Genomic DNA, 17,550 nt, shown 5'->3' on the forward strand with positions numbered 1-17,550 from the left:
CAGTACCTCGGTCCGTCAGTGGGCGCTGGTGTTCTGGGCGTTGTACGTCCGTTCCTTGACGTCCAGCTCGACCTTGACCGGGTCGGCCTTCTCGAAGCGCAGCTCGACGGTGACCTTGTCACCGACCTTCGGCGTGTTCTTCAGCCCCATGAACATGACGTGGCTGCCGCCGCGCTCCAGCTTCAGCTCGCCGTTGGCCGGCACGTCCATGGCCGCGACCTGCTGCATCTTCTGGTCCTTGGTCTCGTGGATCTGCAGATCGTCCGAGAGCGGGCTGGTGACGGCCGTGAGCTTGTCGGCCGTCTTCGAGTCGTTCTTGATGACCATGAACGCGCCGGCCATCTTGTCGTTCACGGGCTCCGGCATGAAGGCGCCGGTGACCGTCATCTGCGGCTTGTCCGCGCCGGCCTTGGCGGCCGAGCCGGAGCCGGAGTCCGAGGAGCAGCCGGATATGGCGAGCGCTGCCGTCAGGGAGAGTGCGGCGGCGAAGGTGCGGGTGGTGCGGGCGTTCACGGGTTCTCTCCCTTGATGATCTTCGGCAGGTCCTTGGTGTAGTCGTCGACGGTGCTGCCTTCGCCGTAGAGGAGGTACCCCTCGTCGGTCTTGGGTGAGAACGCGATGACCTGGGCGCCGTGCATGGAGACGACGCTGCCGTCGGCCTCCTTCTTGGCGGCCTCGATACCGATGCCGAGCTTGCGCGCGGCGGCCTGGATGGTGGCGAAGTCCCCGGTCAGTCCGGTGAAGGACGGGTCCTGGGCCTTGAGCCACGCGCCGAGGGAGTCGGGAGTGTCCCGTTCGGGGTCGGTGGTGACGAACACGACCTGGAGCTTGTCCTGGTCGGCCTTCGGGAGTGCCTTCTTGGCGACGGCGATGTTGCTCATCGTCAGGGGGCACACGTCGGGGCAGTTGGTGTAGCCGAAGTAGATGAGCGTCGGCTTGCCCTTGGTCTGCTCGCGCAGGTTCCACGGCTTGCCGGTGGTGTCCGTCAGGACCAGCTCCGGCTTGTCGAAGGGGCGGTCGAGGACCGTGGCGGTACCGGCCTTGGACTGACCGGTGATCTGCGTGACCGCGTCGGGCTTGACGGGCTCACCGCCACAGGCGGTGAGGGTGAGCGCGGCCACTGCCGCGAGGGCGGCGACCGTCACACGTGTGGTGCGCATGGAGAGATGTCCCTGGGATCGGGTGTGCGGTGCGGGCGGGCCGGCCACGAGGGCGGCCGGCTGCGCGCACGTTCTGGATACGGGGATACGGCCTGCGGCCGCGTCGGGTCAGGAGGCGCGGCGACGCGCGGCGACACCGAAGGCGACACCGCCGAGGCCGATGACGATGCCTGCGACGCCGAGGACCCGCGCGGTCGTGTCGGAGGCGTCCGCAGCGGCCTCGTCGTGGCCCTTGTCGTCCTTCGCGGCGGTGGCGTTCTTGTCGTCGTGGTGGCCGTCGGCCGCCTTGGCCGCGGTCAGCTTCAGGACGGGCGCCGGGTTCTGCGGCTCCGCCGCGCCTTCCTTGGGCTCCTCGATCCAGCGGACGATCTCGTTGTTGTCGTACGTCTGGATCGCCTTGAAGACCATCTGGTCGGCGTTGTCGGGCAGCTTGCCGACGGAGACCGGGAACTGCTGGAACTTGCCGGGCTCGATCTTGCCGCCGCTCCAGGTCACCTTGGTGACGGCTTCGTTGACCTGCTTGCCGTGGACGGTGAGCGGCTTGTCGAGCTTGCTCTTCTCGACCGTGACGGTCCAGCCGGGGATGTCCTGCGGCATGACGGACGTCAGCGGCTGGTCCACGGGGAAGTTGACTTCCAGCTGCGTGGTCGAGGCGTTGTCGCGCTCGTTCGGAACCTTGAAGTTGATCGTCGCGTAGCCGCCCTTGGTGGCCTCGCCGGGCTGCACGCCGACGTGCGCGAAGGCGGTGCCGGACAGGACGAGGACGGCGCCGGCGGCAAGGGCGGCGGTGAAGGAGACGCGAGAGGTCTTCATGGCAGAAACACTCCACAGGGGCAGTGGTGACGGTGGTTCCGCGCACGGGCGCGCGCGGAGTTCGCGGCACCGGTGCTTCCGCCGGGTGCTCCGGGGAGGGGGTGCCGCGTCAGGCTGCGAGGGCGAGCGCCGTGCAGGGCGGCCCGCGCCTGATCACCGTGTGCTGGAGTGCCTCCCGGCCGGTGTGGGCGGCAGGTTCGGCGGCGCTCCGGGCGGCCTGCCGGGTACCGGCAGGCGCGCCCGGGAGCCCGGCGCGGAGTGTGCGTACGAAGGCCAGCGCGGCGCGCAGCGGGCGTACCGGATCGGCTTCGGCGGAGGCGCGGGACAGCTCGACGAGCCGGAACAGGGCGGCGTCGCCGCGCCCCAGCAGCCAGCCCGCGGCCAGCGCGGCCAGCAGGTGGCCGACGAGCATGCCGGTGCTGAACAGACCGGTGGCGGGCGCCGCGTAGGCCTGCACCATGTGCGCGTGGCCGGCATGTGCCTGCGCCGCGGCCTGCCCTGCGGCCTGGGCCGTCATGGTGGCCGGGTCCAGTCCGGCGGTCTCCAGGATCTGCCGGGCGTCGGCCGGGCTGAGCGGGACGGAGTTGCCCCCGCAGACCAGCCGGGCGGCGAGCGCCGCGAGCGAGGTGTCCGTGCCGGCGGGTGCCTGGGGCGCGGCGTCGCCGTGCTGGGCGAGGCCGAACACGGCGTGCAGTCCGAGCTGCCCGAAGGCGAGTCCGGCGGCGATGCCGGGCAGCGAGCGCCGGCGTCCCGCGAGCGGGGCGGCGACCGCGAACACGGCGAGGAAGGCGATGACGAGGGCCCACCAGGGCACGGTGGCGCAGGATGCCAGTGCGTGCCCGGCCGCGGACAGCACGACGCAGACCGCGGTGAACACCGCGGCCCGGATCAGCCGGAGGCCGGCTCCGGCGGGCGTCGCGTGGGGGACAGTCATGGCCGGGCCATCATCGCACTGAGCTCACGCCGTCCATACGGCAGGTCCGGAAGGTCGTGAGTGCCCCTGTACGAGGGCTTCACCTCGGGTGTCCCCGCCGGGGCGGAGGCCCGTGAGCCGCCGCATACACCGCTGCCCGGGAGTGCCGCATCGGCCGAATGAGGGCTGTGGCGGCCGCCGGGCGCTTACGCACCCCCGCGGGCGGCAATAGGTACCCGTATGAGCATCTGGTGGTCTCTCCACTTGAGGCGCGAAGCCGCGAGCGTGCCGCTCGCCAGGCGGTTGCTGCTGGGGACGATGGAGACCGCGGGGGTGGACCCGGACATCTCCTTCGATCTGTCGGTGGCATTGAGCGAGGCGTGCGCGAACGCGGTGGAGCACGGCGGCCCGGCGGCCGAAGCCGGTGTCGGCGCGGAACCGGACCCGGAGGCGTGCGCGGCGTACCGCGTCACGGCGTACCTGGACGGGGACTGCTGCCGCATCGAAGTGACCGATTCGGGCCCGGGATTCCCGGCGGCGACGGTCGCGGGGCGCAGACCCCCGCCGGCCGGCCCCTCCGAGCCGTCGGAGAGCGAGCACGGCCGGGGCCTGTGGCTGATCGCGGAGCTCGCCGACCACGTCAGGCTCCGCAACCGGCCGGGCCGGGGCGCCGTGGTCAGCTTCGACAAGATCCTGAAATGGCGTGAGGGAGCGCTGCTGAAGGCGTCGTAGCCGCGCAAGTCCTCCCGGATACGCCGATGGACGGGACTCGCGTACGAGATCCCGCCCATCGGAGGTCAGCCGTCCGAAGTCAGCCGTCTGACGTCAGCCGTCTGACGTCAGCCTTCACAGACCGGCCGTCGCGGCCTGCCGGAGTCAGCCCTTGAGGCGCGCCATCCAGGTCTCGACATCGGCCGAGGTACGGGGCAGCCCGGCCGACAGGTTCCGGTTGCCGTCCTCGGTGACCAGGATGTCGTCCTCGATCCGGACGCCGATCCCGCGGTACTCCTCGGGCACGGTCAGGTCGTCGGCCTGGAAGTACAGACCGGGCTCGACGGTGAGGCACATGCCCGGCTCCAGCGTGCCGTCGACGTACGCCTCGGTGCGCGCGGCGGCGCAGTCGTGGACGTCCATGCCGAGCATGTGGCCGGTGCCGTGCAGGGTCCAGCGGCGCTGCAGGCCGAGCTCCAGGACGCGCTCGACCGGGCCCTCGAGCAGGCCCCACTCGACGAGCTTCTCGGCGAGGACGTGCTGCGAGGCGTCGTGGAAGTCGCGGAACTTGGCACCCGGCTTGACGGCCGCGATGCCGGCTTCCTGGGACTCGTACACCGCGTCGTAGATCTTGCGCTGGATGTCGGTGTACGTGCCGTTGATCGGCAGCGTGCGGGTGACGTCGGCGGTGTAGAGGGAGTGGGTCTCCACGCCGGCGTCGAGCAGCAGCAGGTCGCCGGAGCGGACGTCGCCGTCGTTGCGGACCCAGTGCAGGGTGCAGGCGTGCGGGCCGGCGGCGCAGATGGAGCCGTAGCCGACGTCGTTGCCCTCGACGCGGGCGCGCAGGAAGAACGTGCCCTCGATGTAGCGCTCGGACGTGGCTTCGGCCTTGTCCAGGACCTTCACGACGTCCTCGAAGCCGCGGACGGTGGAGTCGACGGCCTTCTGCAGCTCGCCGATCTCGAAGTCGTCCTTCACTGCGCGGGCCTCGGAGAGGTAGACGCGCAGCTCCTCGTCGCGCTCCTTGGTGACCTTGTCGGTCAGAGCGGTCTCGATGACGGAGTCGTGGCCGCGGACGTTCCGGACCGGGCCCTCGGCCTCGGCCAGCTCGTCGGCGAGCTTGCGGACGTCCTTCGCGGGGATGCCCAGCAGCTGCTCGGCCTCGGCCAGGGAGTGGCGGCGGCCGACCCACAGCTCGCCTTGGCCGGAGAGCCAGAACTCGCCGTTCTCGCGGTCCGAGCGGGGCAGCAGGTAGACGGCGGCGGTGTGGCCGGTCTCGCCCGCGGGCTCGAGGACCAGGACGCCGTTCTCGGTCTGGTCGCCGGTCAGGTACGCGTACTCGGTCGAGGCGCGGAAGGGGTACTCGGTGTCGTTCGAGCGGGTCTTGAGGCGACCGGCGGCCACGACCAGGCGCTCGCCGGGGAAGCGCGCGGACAGCGCGGCGCGGCGGGAGGCGGTGTGCGCGGCCTGGGCGATCGGCTCCAGCCCGTGCAGCTCGGTGTCGGCCCAGCCCGTGCGCATGTTCTCCGCGAGTTCGTCGCTGACGCCCGGGTACAGCCCGTTCTTGCGCTGCTTGTGCTTCTTCTGGGGCTGCTCTTCTTCCGGGGTCTCCGGGGTGAGCTCGTCAGCCACGTCTTCTCCTCAGCTACGACAGGACCGGGTATGGGCCGCATCCATCGTATGTGCGAGGGGAAGACGCCCGGCGGCGAGTGTGATAAATCAGTCAAAACGGGCAGCAAGCAGGACGATGTCCTCCACCCCGTCCTCCGTGGCGGCCATGGCGGCGGTGGTCCCGGTAGCGGCCGCGGCGGCCGCGGATCCGGCGGGCGCGAGCGCCGGGTCGTCCTCGGGCAGCACCGTCCGCAGGATGTGGTCGCACACGGCCGCCGGGTCGTCCCGGATGCCCCGGGGCACTCCCGCGGCCGCGGCGTGCAGCCGTGCGTAGGCCCGGTCCATCGGGTCGCCGGTCCGCCGCAGCAGCCCGTCGGTGTACAGCAGCACCGTTTCTCCGGGCGCAGGTTCGATCTCCACGCTCGGCGCTTCCCAGCACGACAGCATCCCGAGCGGCGCGGAGAGCGAGGTCTCCACGTACTCCGTGCGGCGCTCGCCGACGAGCAGCGGCGGGGCATGCCCCGCCCCGGCCAGGATGATCTTCCGCTGGGCCGGCTCGCAGTACGCGAAGAGCGCGGTCGCGCAGCGCGCGGGCTCGGTCAGGCGCAGCAGCAGCTCCAGATCGGACAGCACCGCGACGGGGTCCTCCCCCTCCATGACGGCGTATGCGCGCAGCGACGCGCGCAGCCGCCCCATCGCGGCGACCGCGCTGGGCCCCGCTCCGGTGACGGAGCCGACGGCCAGCCCCAGGGCGCCCTCCGGCAGTGGCAGCGCGTCGTACCAGTCGCCGCCGCCGCGCGGTCCCGTGTGGTGGCGGGCGGCGAGCTGCACGCCGGGGATCCGGGGGAGCCGGCTGGGCAGCAGCTCCGCGGCGACCGTGGCCAGCCGGCTGCGGGATCGTTCCACCTCGAGCATCCGGGCCAGGTGTTCGGCGGCGTGCCGGACGTAGAGCCCGGCGAGATCGCGCTGGCGGTCGCTCGGCTCGGCCTGCTCGTCGTAGAGCCAGACGGCCGCGCCGAGCCGGCCGGTGGCCTCGGCGGTGAGCGGCACGGCGTAGCTCGCGGCGTAGCCGAGCCGGGCGGCGACCTCGCGGTGGCGGGGGTCGACGGGGGTGCCGTACCCGCCCGAGCCGGGGGCGGCGTCGGGTTCGGGAAGCACCTCGGCGCCGCCGTGGGCGTCGGGGAGCCCGTCGAGGATCCGGCCGTAAGAGGTCGCGGCGCGCGGGACGGTCTCGATGTGCCCGAGGTCCGCGCGGCCGAGGCCGAGGCCGATCGTGGTCGTCGGGCCGAGCCCGTCGGAGGGCTCCAGGACGATCAGGCCGCGGCGGGCGCCGACGAGTGCGGCTCCGGCGCGCAGGAACTCCTGGAGGGAGGAGTCGAGGTCACGGGCGCGGGCGAGGCGTTCGGTGAGCTCGTGGAGGGTGGTCAGATCGGAGACCATCCCCGCCAGGCGGTCCTGGATCAGAGTGCTCGGTCCGGGAACCGGTGCCGGGGCCGGTGCGGGGGCTGTTCGGGCGGGCGTGGGCGCCGCAGTGTGCGGGACCGCGGTAACTGCTGGATCGATTCCAGCCACTTTCGGCAGATGCGGGGCGCTCATGGCGTCCGCCTTTCCACCTGGTGCGATTCGCCATATAGCATCGCAAACCCCCAGATCGTGCTGCGCCGCCATCAATGAATCCACATCTACACGCACACGAGGATCGATGTCCAGCATTGCCCAGGTGGGAATCCTGGTGTCCGTGGGGCTGCAACTCACTGTCCAGCCAAGGCTAGAACTTGGCCGGAAAAAGCGGGAAGCGGACGGTTTTTGCGATCGACTGGTCGGGCACCGGAGTGGCTCCGGGTACCTAGTCGGTGGTGCCCGGGGAGAGTTGGCGCAGCCCGGTGGTCGCCGGGAACCGCCCGGCGCGGGCGGTCGTCCTTAGCGGCGGCAGCCGGTCTCGGCACCGGCGCGGGTCGCGTTCCGCCCCCGCCGGACGTTTCATGGACCCGTAAGAAAACTGCACGAACCGTGTGAACCTGCTTCTGGCGGACAGTGACGCGAAACGTGTACGTGTGGTGAGGCACCGGTTACATGGTGTGATGTGGCCCTCGGCGTTCAACGGAAAGGAACGAGCGCTCATGCGCGAGATCCTCGGAAGGCGTCTCCAGCGGCTCCGCAATCGCCTGAAATCCCTTCGCCCCGCCCCCGGGCAGAGCGGTGACCAGGCCCTCCTCGATGCGGCGCTCACCTGCGCCACCGCCTGGCAGTGGCCGGTGCTGCCCGGCGTCGGCCGCTCCGGCGCCGACAGCACCCGGTGCGCCTGCCCCGACCCCGACTGCGTCGTCCCCGGCGCCCACCCCTTCGACCCCGGCCTGCTGGCGGCCACCACCGACCCCCGGATGGTGGCCTGGTGGTGGACCAACCGGCCCACCGCTCCCGTGCTGCTGGCCACCGGCGGACCCGCGCCGTGCGCCGTGAGCCTGCCGGCCGCCGCGGCCGCGCGGGCCGTCGTACGGCTGGACGCGCAGGGGATGCGGCTGGGCCCGATCGTGGCCACCCCCACCCGGTGGTCGCTCCTGGTCGCGCCGTACTCGCTGGAGCGGCTCGGCGAACTCCTGTACGCCAAGGACCACGTGCCCTCCGCGCTGCGCTTCCACGGCGAGGGCGGCTACCTGTTGCTCCCGCCCTCCCCCGCGTCCGGCGGCGGGCAGGTGCGGTGGGAGCGCGAGCCCGCGGATGCCGGGGGCCTGTGGCTGCCGGAGATCGAGGCCGTCGTGGACGCACTGGTCGAGGCGAGCAGCGGGGCCTCTGGCGGCGGCAGCCGGCTCGCGTACTGATTGCGCACGGTGGGCGGGTGAGGCCCGCGCACGGTAGACGTACGGCCCCCGTGCGGTAGACGTACGGCCCGCGCGCGAGCGGCCGTACCGACGCGCGGGGCGCTCGCCGATCACTCGTACGGGTGTCAGCGCGACGAGTTTCCAAGGGAATTGGGCGCGGGGATCTCCGCGCCCCATTCCGGCATCGCTATGTTCGCCGAATGAATCTCCGCTTGATCGGTATCAGCGCGGGTGTGCTGATCATCTTGTCGCTCCCGCTGGCAGGAGCGATCGCGGGACCGGATTTCGCCGGTCAGGACGACGGAAAAGGCGGCGGGTTGCTCTCCTCGCTCGGGCTCGCCGAGCCGGCGGGCGGATCCCGTACGCCGGCGCCCGGCGCCCCGCCCGCGCAGCACGCCGGGCCGCCGCAGGCCGAGCCGCGGCAGCCGGGTCCGTCCGCGCAGCCCCGTACGGATTCCCGGTGCGGCCCCGAACTCTCCTCCCCGCAGGGAGTGGAGGCACAGACCTGCATCCTGGTGGGCGAGGGGCGGACCTGGGGCCGGAGCTACTACCGCAATACCAGCGGGCGCGCACTGGACGCCGTCCTGACGGTGATGGGGCCCGCGGGGCGCACGGTGCAGATCCGGTGCGCGGTCGGGGCGGGCGACGAGCCGGGACTGTGCGAGACGCCGAGGGAGGACTCGGCGGGGGCGCCGGACGCCTACTCGGCCGTTGCGGAGTTTGCAGTTCCGGATGATGAAGGACGGCTGCTGCTGCGGTCCGGGAGCAACTCACCGGCACCGGCCGACGGTTGAGCGACGGCGGAAATGGAAGGGCCCGGTCGCTGGCGACGGGGGATGCACCAGCGACCGGGCTACAAGAACGGTAACAAGAGATCGCCTGTTCGCAAATTCGATCTCTGATATTCAGACACCGATTTGCAGGCGATTAGCGGGAGTTGTGACCCCAGTCACCGGTCCTGCAGGGGCTCGGTGGTCAGCTGAGGGTGACCTGGCGGTTGGTGAGTCCGCCGCGCGCCCGGCGCTCCTCCGCGGTCAGCGGGGCGTCCACGGCCAGGGCCGTGGCCAGCCGCTCCGCGAACTCCGCCGCAGGCTTCTCCACGTCGTCGGCGGTCACTCCGGTGGGCAGGTCCCAGACGGGGACCATCAGGCCGTGCGCCCGGAAGGAACCGACCAGTCGGGTGCCTTCGCCGAGCGAGGAGGTGCCCGCGGCGTGCAGCCGCGCGAGGGCGTCGAGCAGCTTCTCCTCGGGGTACGGCATGACCCAGCGCAGGTGGTTCTTGTCCGGGGTCTCGCACCAGTAGGACGCGTCCACGCCGGCCAGCTTGACCGTCGGGATGGCGGCGGCGTTGGCGCGCTCGAGGGAGGCGGCGATCTCCGGGGAGGCGCTCTGGGCGCTCTCCGCATCCGGAATCCAGAATTCGAAGCCGCTGTGCACAACCGGCTCGAAAACGCCGTCCGTGTCCAAGAGATCCTGAAGTCGCGGACCCTCGGCGGGAACACGGCGGGCCGGAACCGGGGTGCCCGGTTCCGCGACGAGCGCGCGCTCCAGCGTGTCGGCCATGTCCCGGGAGAGGTCCCCCGTGGTCGAGTCGTTCTGCAGGCCGAGCAGGACGGACCCGTCCTCGCGGCGCAGCGCCGGCCAGGCCATGGGCAGTACGGTCACCAGCGTGACGGAGGGGACGCCCTCGGGCAGGCCGCCCTTGAGCGTGAGCGGGATGGTCGCCGCGGGCACGAGCTCGCGCAGCGCGACCCAGTCGCACTCGCCGGGCAGGCCCTCGAAGGGGCGTGCCACGTGCTCGGTGACGGCGTGCGCGGCGGCTGCTCCGTGGCAGGCCTTGTAGCGGCGCCCGGATCCGCAGGGGCAGGGCTCGCGTGCGCCCACCACCGGGATCTCCCCGTTCTTGAGCTGCGGCTTTGCAGTCTTGGCTGCGGGGCGCTTCTTGGCCATCGTGGGTGTCTCCCGGTTGCGGCGGTACGGCGTTGTGTCTGGGCGCGAGCCTAGCCGTTCGTACCGCTGCAACCGGGAGGATGCGGCCGGGAGCACGGTCGGCGTGCGCTCCCGGCGGCCGCTCGTTCGGATGGCCGGTGGTGCGGGTGCTGCTGTCGGGGATCCGGGTCGGGTCCGGGTCGGGGATCCGCGCCGGGATCCGAGTAGGGTCCGGGTCGGGATCCGGTCACGGATTCAGATCGTCGAAGGCCGTGCTGAAGTCGATCGCCGGGGGCGCAACGCGCGTAGCGAAATCGTCGTGCCGGGGCCCGCATGCAACGGTCACCCATACGGTGACCTCGCCCGCCGCTCCGTCCCGGACACCCCAGTCCTGGGCGAGGGCGCTGATGATGTTCAGCCCCCGGCCGCCGCGCGCGGTGACCGAGGGCGTGGCCGGAACCGGGCGGGTGGGACCGCCCCCGTCCGTGACCTCGACTGTCAGCCGCCCCGCCTTGTCGATGCGCCATGCGGCGCGTATCTCCCCGTCCCCGATCTCCCCGGCGCCCAGTGGTCTGCCGTGCCGGCAGGCGTTGCTGAGCAGTTCGGAAAGGATCAGTACGGCGTCGTCAACGACCGATTCGGACACCCCGCTCATGCGCAATTGCTCTCGCATGTGGCGTCTCGCCTCGCCCACGCCCGCAGGACCATGGCATACGTCCATGCACGACGACGTGGGCACTTCCTGTGCCACCACCAACGCCACCCCCGGAACCTCCTTAGCCCCACGCCATGGTCTGGATGCCCCAATGGCCTGGACCGGAAACCGGTCAAGCGGAGCCCTCTGACGCATTCATGACCAGCGATTGCGGAGCGGATGCGCCGGGGCACACCCTGTCACCTGCGCGACGTGCGGGGCGGGTGGGCAAAAGGGGACGTCAGCGTCCGAGCTGTGACAGAACTTGTCGCGGCCTGTTCGTAATGATCGCTTCTACACCGAGATCAGCGCAGAGCTGAACGTCTTCCGGTTCGTTTACGGTCCATACGTGTACGGAGTGGCCCGCGCTCTGGAGTTTGCGGATGAACCCGGGATGGCTGCGCACGATGCGCATCCCCGGACCTGCGATCCGCACCCCGGCCGGCAGCCGCCCGTCGCGCATCCGGGGCGAGATGAACTGCATCAGGTACACGGTCGGGATCGTCGGCGCGGCCGCCCGCACCCGGTGCAGGGAGCGTGCGGAGAAGCTCATGACGCGGACCGGGTGCGGGCCCTCGGCGGGCGGTGCGTCCAGCCCGAACCGCTTGAGGAGGAAGAGGAGGCGCTCCTCCACCTGTCCGGCCCAGCGGGTCGGGTGCTTCGTCTCGATGGCGAGCTGTACCGGCCGGCCGGCGTCGGAGACCAGCTCCAGCAGCCGCTCCAGGGTGAGCACGGAGGTGCGCTCGGGGTCGGCGTCCCAGTCGGGGGACTCCTCGCGGTCCTTCCAGGAGCCGAAGTCGAGGGCGGCGAGGTCGGCCAGCTCGAGGGCGGAGACGGCGCCGCGGCCGTTGGAAGTGCGGTTGACCCGGCGGTCGTGGACCAGGACCAGGTGGCCGTCGGCGGTGAGCCGGACATCGCATTCGAGGGCGTCGGCGCCGTCCTCGATGGCCTTGCGGTAGGCGGCCAGGGTGTGCTCGGGGGCATCCTCCGAGGCGCCGCGGTGGGCGACGACCTGGATGGGCGGCATTGCGTGGGTCACCGAGTCATGGTGCCACCGAGAAGGCGCCCGGTGTCAGGATCCGCCCTCCGGATGCGACCGAAATGCCGGAGATAAAGGATGGGGGAGATACACAGGTCCGGCTTACAGTGCTCTGACGGGTCATAGGGAAGGCTTTTCCCAGGAACTTGTGCGGCGCGTCGAACGTTCAGTCGAGCCGAACCGCCAGTTTGTCTGAAGCCGTGTGTGACGAGGAGAAGAGCGCTGTGAGCACCGAGAACGAGGGCACCGCGGCCCCGAAGCCCCCCGCGGCCCCGTCGGCACCCCCGGTGGCCGCTCCCGCCCCCGAGACGTCTGCGCCCGTACCGGCTGCGGAGGCCCCCGCGGGCGCCCCGGCACCTGCCCCGACGGCACCTGCCCCGACGGCACCTGCCCCGACGGCCGGGCAGGCCGCCGCTACGCATGCCCCCGCGCCGGCCGGGCCCGCCGCAGAGCCGGTCACCCAGCAGCTCCCGCCGACGCCCGCGCCGGGCGCGGAGCCGACCCAGCAGCTCCCGCCCACCCCTGCTCCGGCACCGGCCTACGCCCAGGCCCCCGCCCCGCATGCCCCGGCCGCGCACGGCGCCGAGGGCTGGCCGCCCCCGCCGCCCAGCGTCCCGGCGTACGGCTCCGGCGGCCACGGCGGCGGTGCCTGGGGCGCGCCCCCGACCGCCGGCGGCATGCCGCCCGCCAAGCCGAAGGGCAAGGGCGGCCTGGTCGCCGCCGTGCTCGTGGCCGCCCTCCTCGCGGGCGGCGTCGGCGGCGGCATCGGCTACTGGGCCGCCGAGCGCAACGACAACGGCTACGGCTCGACCACGATCACCGCGGGCAACACCCCCAAGGACCTCAAGCGGGAGGCCGGTTCCATCGCGGGTCTGGCCGCGGGCGCGCTGCCCAGCGTCGTCACCATCGAGGCCTCGGCCGGCGACGGCGAGGGCGGCACCGGCACCGGCTTCGTCTACGACCAGCAGGGCCACATCCTCACCAACAACCACGTGGTGGCCTCCGCCGCGAACGGAGGCAAGCTCTCCGCGACCTTCTCCGACGGCAAGAAGTACGACGCCGAGGTCGTCGGCCGGGCCCAGGGCTACGACGTGGCCGTGCTCAAGCTGAAGAACCCGCCGGCCGGGCTCAAGCCGCTGCCGCTCGGCGACTCCGACAAGGTCGCGGTCGGCGACTCGACCATCGCGATCGGCGCCCCCTTCGGCCTGTCGAACACGGTCACCACCGGCATCGTCAGTGCCAAGAACCGACCGGTGGCCTCCGGCGACGGCTCCGGCAGCAAGAGCTCGTACATGAGCGCACTCCAGACGGACGCCTCGATCAACCCCGGCAACTCCGGCGGACCGCTGCTCGACGGGCGCGGCGCGGTCATCGGCATCAACTCCGCCATCCAGTCGGCCGGCAACGGCGGCTTCGGCGGCGGCCAGGCCGGTTCGATCGGCCTCGGCTTCGCCATCCCGATCAACCAGGCGAAGAACGTCGCCGAGTCGCTGATCAAGACGGGCAAGCCGGTCTACCCGATCATCTCCGTCTCCGTGGACCTCCAGGCCAAGACCGACGGAGCCAAGATCTCCGAGCAGGGCGCCCCCGCCAACGAGCTGGTCGACCCCAACGGTCCGGCCGGCAAGGCGGGCCTCAAGCCCGGCGACGTCATCACCCAGTTCGGCGACAAGCCGATCGACAGCGGCCCGACCCTCATCAGTGAGATCTGGACGCACAAGCCCGGCGACGTCGTGAAGCTGACCTACCTGCGCGACGGCAAGCCGAACACCGTAGACATCACACTCGGCTCGCGGGTCGGCGACAAGTAACCACGGCTCCACGGCCGGTCCCCGCGGCGGGGGCCGGCCGGGACCGCTGGCCTGATGGCGAGGGGCCGTGGGCGCGAATACGCCTACGGCCCCTCCCAATGTCCGCTTATGCTTCCCACGTGTTCGATTCGCGGCACATACGCACTTTCCACGAAGTGGTCACCAACGGGTCCTACTCGGCGGCCGCTCGCGTCCTCGGCTACACCCAGCCTGCTGTCACCCAGCAGATGAAGGCGCTCGAACGCGCCGTCGGCACCCCGCTGTTCACCCGGGTCGGCCGCAAGATGCAGCTCACCGAGGCCGGGGAGTCCATGGCCCGGCACGCCGAGTCCATCCTCGGCAGTCTCTCCGCCGCAGAGGCCCAGCTCAAGGCGTACGCACGCCTGCGCACCGGGCGGGTACGGCTGTGCGGCTTCCCCAGCGCCAACGTCACCTTGGTCCCGGAGGCCCTGAGCGGCCTGGCCAAGGAGCACCCGGGCATCCAGGTCGAGCTGCTCGAGGGGGAGCCCCCCGAGTCGCTGCGCCGGCTGGAGCGCGGGGAGTGCGACATCACCCTCGCCTTCACCTATCCCGGGCTCCACGAGGAGATTCCGGAGGAGGTCGCCGAGGTCAGACTCATGGAGGACCAGCTGACGGTGCTGCTCCCGACCGGGCACCCACTGGCCCGGCGGCGGGCCGTGCACCTGGCCGACCTCGCGGAGGAGCGGTGGATCGCCGGCTGTCCGCGCTGCCGGGCGAACCTGCTGCACGAGTGCGCCGAGCTGGGCTTCGTGCCCGACATCCGGTTCGCCACGGACGACAACCTGGTGGTGCAGAGCATGGTCGGGCAGGGGCTCGGCGTGGCGATGATGCCCGCGCTGGTGCTGCCTTCCCTCTCCCTGAGCAAGGTGTGCGGGCGGCCGCTGCAGCCCGCCGCGCGCCGGCACATCGCCGCGCACGTCTACCGCGACCATCTGCGGATCCCGGCGACGGCCGTGGTCCTCAACGCGCTGAAGCAGGCGGCTTCCAACCGCGTCGGCTGCTGACCGGCCCGGGGCTTCTCCCCCTAACCCATAAGCGCTGCTTGGGATTTCAGGTGAGAACTGTCGTTGGACGTGATGGGACAGCTGCTCGACGCTGCCCTTATGACCACCACTACGCCGGCCCGTACGACCGCGAGGATGGCCGCCCTCGTCAGTGAGATCCGTACGGTCGTGGACCGGGGGCTGGCCCCGGACCTGACCGCCTACCTCGTCGGCGAGCGCGTCGCCCCGCATCTGGGCACGGCCGACCTGCTCACCCCCGAGCAGCGTGAGGGGCACCCCGACCGGTACCGGCAGCACGTCCTGCACGCGGAGCCGGACGGCAGCTTCTCGGTGGTCGCCCTGGTGTGGCTGCCCGGCCAGGAGACCGCCATCCACGACCACGTCTCCTGGTGCGTGGCCGGGGTGCACGAGGGCGAGGAGAGCGAGCTCCGCTACCGGCTGGCCCCCGCCGCGGGAGAGTCCTGCGCCCGGCTGGTGGCGACCGAGCAGGTGGTCAACGGCCCGGGCGACGTCTGCGGATTCGCTCCGCCCGGCGATATCCACAAGGTCCGCAACTCCTGTGGCACCACGGCGATATCCCTTCACGTCTACGGAGCCGACGTCATCCGCCTGGGCAGCAGCGTCCGCCGCGTCTATACGCTCCCCACCGACTGATGGCCCTGCTGAACCGCCCGGTACGCGGGGCGGAGACGGAGCGCGCAGGGCGTGTTTCACGTGAAACATCCTCGTCCTGGCCGGGGCTGGGGCTGGCGGCCGTAGGTGTACTGGTGGCGTGGTGCGTGCACCGGCTGGTGCCCGACGTGCCCATGCTGACCGCGGCGGTGGTGCTCGGCATCGCGGTGGCCCATCTCCCGGGCATACGCGAGGTCGTACGCGGAGCCGCCCGGCCAGGGCTTTCGCTGGCCGGGCGGCGGCTGATGCGGATCGGCATCGTCCTGCTGGGCCTCGGCCTCGGCCTGGACCAGGTGCTCCGGCTGGGCTGGGCCACGGTGGCGATGGTGGCCGCGGTGGTCGCCGCCACCTTCTTCGGCACGCTCTGGCTGGGTCGCAAGCTCGGGCTCCCCGGCGACCAGCCGCTGCTGATCGCCACCGGGTACTCGATCTGCGGGGCCTCGGCGATCGGCGCGGTGAGCCAGGTGTCCGGCAGCGACGAGGAGGACGTCGCCGCCTCGGTGGCGCTGGTGACCCTGTGCGGGACGCTGGCCATCGCGGTCCTCCCCCTCCTCCAGGGCCCGTTGGGGCTCTCGGACCCGGCCTTCGGGCGCTGGGTCGGCGCGAGCGTCCACGACGTCGGCCAGGTGGTCGCCACCGCCCAGACGGCGAGCCCGGGTGCGCTCGGCGAGGCCGTCCTGGTCAAGCTGATGCGGGTGGCCCTGCTGGCCCCGCTGGTGGCCGCCGTGGCCTTCTCCGTACGGGCACGCCGGCAGGGTGTGCGCACGCCCTCGGGCCGCCGCCCGGCGCCGGTGCCGCTGTTCGTGGCCGGGTTCCTGGCCGCGGCCGCGCTGCGCGCCACCGGGGTGCTGCCGGACACGGCACTGGAGTGGGCGCACACCGCGCAGGAACTGCTGCTGGCCGCCGCCCTGTTCGGGCTCGGCAGTGCGGTGGACCTCCCCCGGCTGGCCAGGACCGGCGGACGGGCCGCGGTACTGGGGCTCGGAGCCTGGATCGTGGTGGCCGGGGTCTCGTACGCGGGAGTGCTGCTGACGATGTGACCCGCAGGACATTTTCCACCGACGGGAGTTGGCCAATTCCTGGCCGGAACCGACCGAACGTTCCGACCGTCTCCTGACTTCTCGTGCCGCGCGTGCGACTCTGCGGCCGATCCGCACCGACAGCTCTTCACCCCCACCCTGCCCGCTCCGACGGGACCGGGCACGGCAGAAGGAGTCCTGCGTGAATCGTCATCGCACGGCCTTATCGGTCCTCATGGCGGCGGGCGCCCTGATCACGGGCGCGCTGACGGCGGCCACCCCCTCGGCCGCCGCCGCCGACGCCCCGGCCTCGTTCAAGCAGCAGCACAGCCAGGGTTTCTGGACCACCGAGCGGATGCGCGGCGCCACCCCGCTGGACGTCACGGCAGCACCCGGCGCCGGGCGTGCGCGGGTCGCTGCCTCGGACCGGCCCACGACGGTCGCCCCGACGGCGGCGAGCTCCGTGGCGCCCTCCGCGGCGGCCTCCCCGACGGCGTTTCCGCAGGCGGGCGGCGCGTGGACGGGCGGCGGCGCGGTGGTCAAGACCTCGGGCCGGGTCTTCTTCACCTTCGGAGACCGGACCGCGTCCTGCTCCGGCGACTCCATCACCAGCGCCAACGGCAGCACGGTCATCACCGCCGGCCACTGCGTGAAGTACCAGGGCACCTGGCACACCAACTGGATCTTCGTCCCCGCGTACGACAACGGGACCGCGCCCTACGGCCAGTGGCCGGCCACCAAGACCTTCGCCACCGACCAGTGGGCCGCCAGCGAGGACATGAACATGGACGTCGGCCTCGCCGTCGTCGCCCCGCTGAACGGCCAGAAGCTGAGCCAGGTCGTCGGTGCCCAGGGGATCCTGTTCAACGGCGGCTACAACAAGAAGATGTACTCCTTCGGCTTCCCGGCGGCCGCGCCCTACGACGGCACCAAGCTGGTCTACTGCAGCGGGAACTCCGGCAAGGACTTCCTGCTGACCAAGGACCACGGCCTGGGCTGCAACATGACCGGCGGCTCCAGCGGCGGCCCCTGGTTCCAGGACTTCAACGAGTCCACTGGCCTGGGCACCCAGGTCTCGGTGAACAGCTTCGGCTACACCTTCCTGCCCAACCGCATGTTCGGCCCGTACTTCGGCAACGAAGCGAAGGCGGCCTACGACAAGGCCCAGAATTCCTGACCCGGCCGCCCCCCACCTGCCGGTACTCTGTACCGGCCAGGTGGGTTGCCCGAGCGGCCTAAGGGAACGGTCTTGAAAACCGTCGTGGCGCGAGTCACCGTGGGTTCAAATCCCACACCCACCGCCACCAGGTCAGAGAACATCCTGATCAGAAGGG

The 17,550-nt window shown here is 71.8% G+C and carries 17 protein-coding genes and 1 tRNA gene; 9 read left to right on the forward strand and 9 right to left on the reverse strand.

What is annotated here, in order from left to right; translation table 11 throughout:
- Positions 1 to 15 precede the first annotated feature (15 nt).
- The 4 genes from OHT74_RS20175 to OHT74_RS20190 all read right to left on the reverse strand — a co-directional run bounded on the left by OHT74_RS20175 (position 16) and on the right by OHT74_RS20190 (position 2,907).
- Positions 16 to 513 carry a copper chaperone PCu(A)C gene (locus OHT74_RS20175; RefSeq protein WP_266665794.1) on the reverse strand — a complete coding sequence of 166 codons (498 nt, stop codon included), beginning with the start codon at positions 511 to 513 and terminating at the stop codon, positions 16 to 18.
- Entirely contained in the window at positions 510 to 1,160 is a 651-nt protein-coding gene (locus OHT74_RS20180) for an SCO family protein (RefSeq protein ID WP_266995714.1), read from the reverse strand. Before OHT74_RS20180 ends, OHT74_RS20175 begins: the two co-directional genes overlap by 4 nt.
- 108 nt (positions 1,161 to 1,268) lie before the next feature.
- Positions 1,269 to 1,973, reverse strand: a complete 705-nt coding sequence (locus OHT74_RS20185) for a YcnI family copper-binding membrane protein (RefSeq protein WP_266665796.1) — start codon at positions 1,971 to 1,973, stop codon at positions 1,269 to 1,271.
- 109 nt (positions 1,974 to 2,082) lie between these two features.
- Positions 2,083 to 2,907: a hypothetical protein gene (locus OHT74_RS20190; protein WP_328620964.1), complete on the reverse strand. Its 825-nt coding sequence runs from the start codon at positions 2,905 to 2,907 to the stop codon at positions 2,083 to 2,085.
- Between the two features lie 219 nt (positions 2,908 to 3,126).
- On the opposite strand from OHT74_RS20190, the gene OHT74_RS20195 reads away from it, so the two are divergent.
- The gene (locus tag OHT74_RS20195) at positions 3,127 to 3,618 is read left to right on the forward strand and encodes an ATP-binding protein (protein WP_053785428.1); all 492 of its coding nucleotides are present in this window, start codon (positions 3,127 to 3,129) and stop codon (positions 3,616 to 3,618) included.
- A 144-nt stretch (positions 3,619 to 3,762) separates the two neighbouring features.
- On the opposite strand, the gene OHT74_RS20200 is transcribed toward OHT74_RS20195, so the two are convergent.
- Both OHT74_RS20200 and OHT74_RS20205 read right to left on the reverse strand, forming a co-directional pair.
- Positions 3,763 to 5,229: an aminopeptidase P family protein gene (locus tag OHT74_RS20200; RefSeq protein ID WP_266665798.1), complete on the reverse strand. Its 1,467-nt coding sequence runs from the start codon at positions 5,227 to 5,229 to the stop codon at positions 3,763 to 3,765.
- 87 nt (positions 5,230 to 5,316) lie between these two features.
- A complete protein-coding gene (locus OHT74_RS20205; RefSeq protein ID WP_328620965.1) occupies positions 5,317 to 6,921 on the reverse strand; it encodes a PP2C family protein-serine/threonine phosphatase in 1,605 nt (534 codons plus the stop codon).
- Positions 6,922 to 7,328: 407 nt separating this feature from the next.
- Here OHT74_RS20205 and OHT74_RS20210 point away from each other — a divergent pair, with 407 nt between their 5' ends.
- A complete protein-coding gene (locus OHT74_RS20210) occupies positions 7,329 to 8,027 on the forward strand; it encodes a bifunctional DNA primase/polymerase (protein ID WP_266665800.1) in 699 nt (232 codons plus the stop codon).
- A gap of 200 nt (positions 8,028 to 8,227) precedes the next feature.
- On the forward strand, positions 8,228 to 8,821 hold the full coding sequence (locus OHT74_RS20215; protein WP_328620966.1) for a hypothetical protein: 594 nt from the start codon (positions 8,228 to 8,230) through the stop codon (positions 8,819 to 8,821).
- 181 nt (positions 8,822 to 9,002) lie between these two features.
- Here the strand turns inward: OHT74_RS20215 and OHT74_RS20220 are convergent, their stop codons facing one another.
- The 3 genes from OHT74_RS20220 to OHT74_RS20230 all read right to left on the reverse strand — a co-directional run bounded on the left by OHT74_RS20220 (position 9,003) and on the right by OHT74_RS20230 (position 11,677).
- Positions 9,003 to 9,977 (reverse strand): DUF5926 family protein, encoded by a 975-nt coding sequence (locus OHT74_RS20220; RefSeq protein WP_328620967.1) that lies wholly within the window; start codon positions 9,975 to 9,977, stop codon positions 9,003 to 9,005.
- Positions 9,978 to 10,203: 226 nt separating this feature from the next.
- Entirely contained in the window at positions 10,204 to 10,806 is a 603-nt protein-coding gene (locus OHT74_RS20225) for an ATP-binding protein (RefSeq protein ID WP_266665803.1), read from the reverse strand.
- An 85-nt stretch (positions 10,807 to 10,891) separates the two neighbouring features.
- A complete protein-coding gene (locus tag OHT74_RS20230) occupies positions 10,892 to 11,677 on the reverse strand; it encodes a glycerophosphodiester phosphodiesterase (RefSeq protein WP_266672888.1) in 786 nt (261 codons plus the stop codon).
- A gap of 236 nt (positions 11,678 to 11,913) precedes the next feature.
- Here OHT74_RS20230 and OHT74_RS20235 point away from each other — a divergent pair, with 236 nt between their 5' ends.
- The 6 genes from OHT74_RS20235 (at position 11,914) to OHT74_RS20260 (ending at position 17,520) form a co-directional block, all read left to right on the forward strand.
- Entirely contained in the window at positions 11,914 to 13,500 is a 1,587-nt protein-coding gene (locus OHT74_RS20235) for a S1C family serine protease (RefSeq protein WP_328620968.1), read from the forward strand.
- Between the two features lie 119 nt (positions 13,501 to 13,619).
- A complete protein-coding gene (locus OHT74_RS20240; RefSeq protein ID WP_266665805.1) occupies positions 13,620 to 14,525 on the forward strand; it encodes a LysR family transcriptional regulator in 906 nt (301 codons plus the stop codon).
- A 99-nt stretch (positions 14,526 to 14,624) separates the two neighbouring features.
- Positions 14,625 to 15,179 (forward strand): cysteine dioxygenase family protein, encoded by a 555-nt coding sequence (locus OHT74_RS20245; RefSeq protein ID WP_266995702.1) that lies wholly within the window; start codon positions 14,625 to 14,627, stop codon positions 15,177 to 15,179.
- A complete protein-coding gene (locus OHT74_RS20250) occupies positions 15,179 to 16,237 on the forward strand; it encodes a YeiH family protein (RefSeq protein WP_328620969.1) in 1,059 nt (352 codons plus the stop codon). The genes OHT74_RS20245 and OHT74_RS20250 overlap by 1 nt, the downstream gene beginning before the upstream one ends.
- Before the next feature lie 181 nt (positions 16,238 to 16,418).
- On the forward strand, positions 16,419 to 17,393 hold the full coding sequence (locus tag OHT74_RS20255) for a trypsin-like serine peptidase (RefSeq protein ID WP_328620970.1): 975 nt from the start codon (positions 16,419 to 16,421) through the stop codon (positions 17,391 to 17,393).
- A gap of 39 nt (positions 17,394 to 17,432) precedes the next feature.
- Positions 17,433 to 17,520: transfer RNA gene (locus OHT74_RS20260), tRNA-Ser, on the forward strand.
- Positions 17,521 to 17,550 lie beyond the last annotated feature (30 nt).

It is taken from the genome of Streptomyces sp. NBC_00354 (genome assembly GCF_036106915.1).
GTDB lineage: Bacteria > Actinomycetota > Actinomycetes > Streptomycetales > Streptomycetaceae > Streptomyces.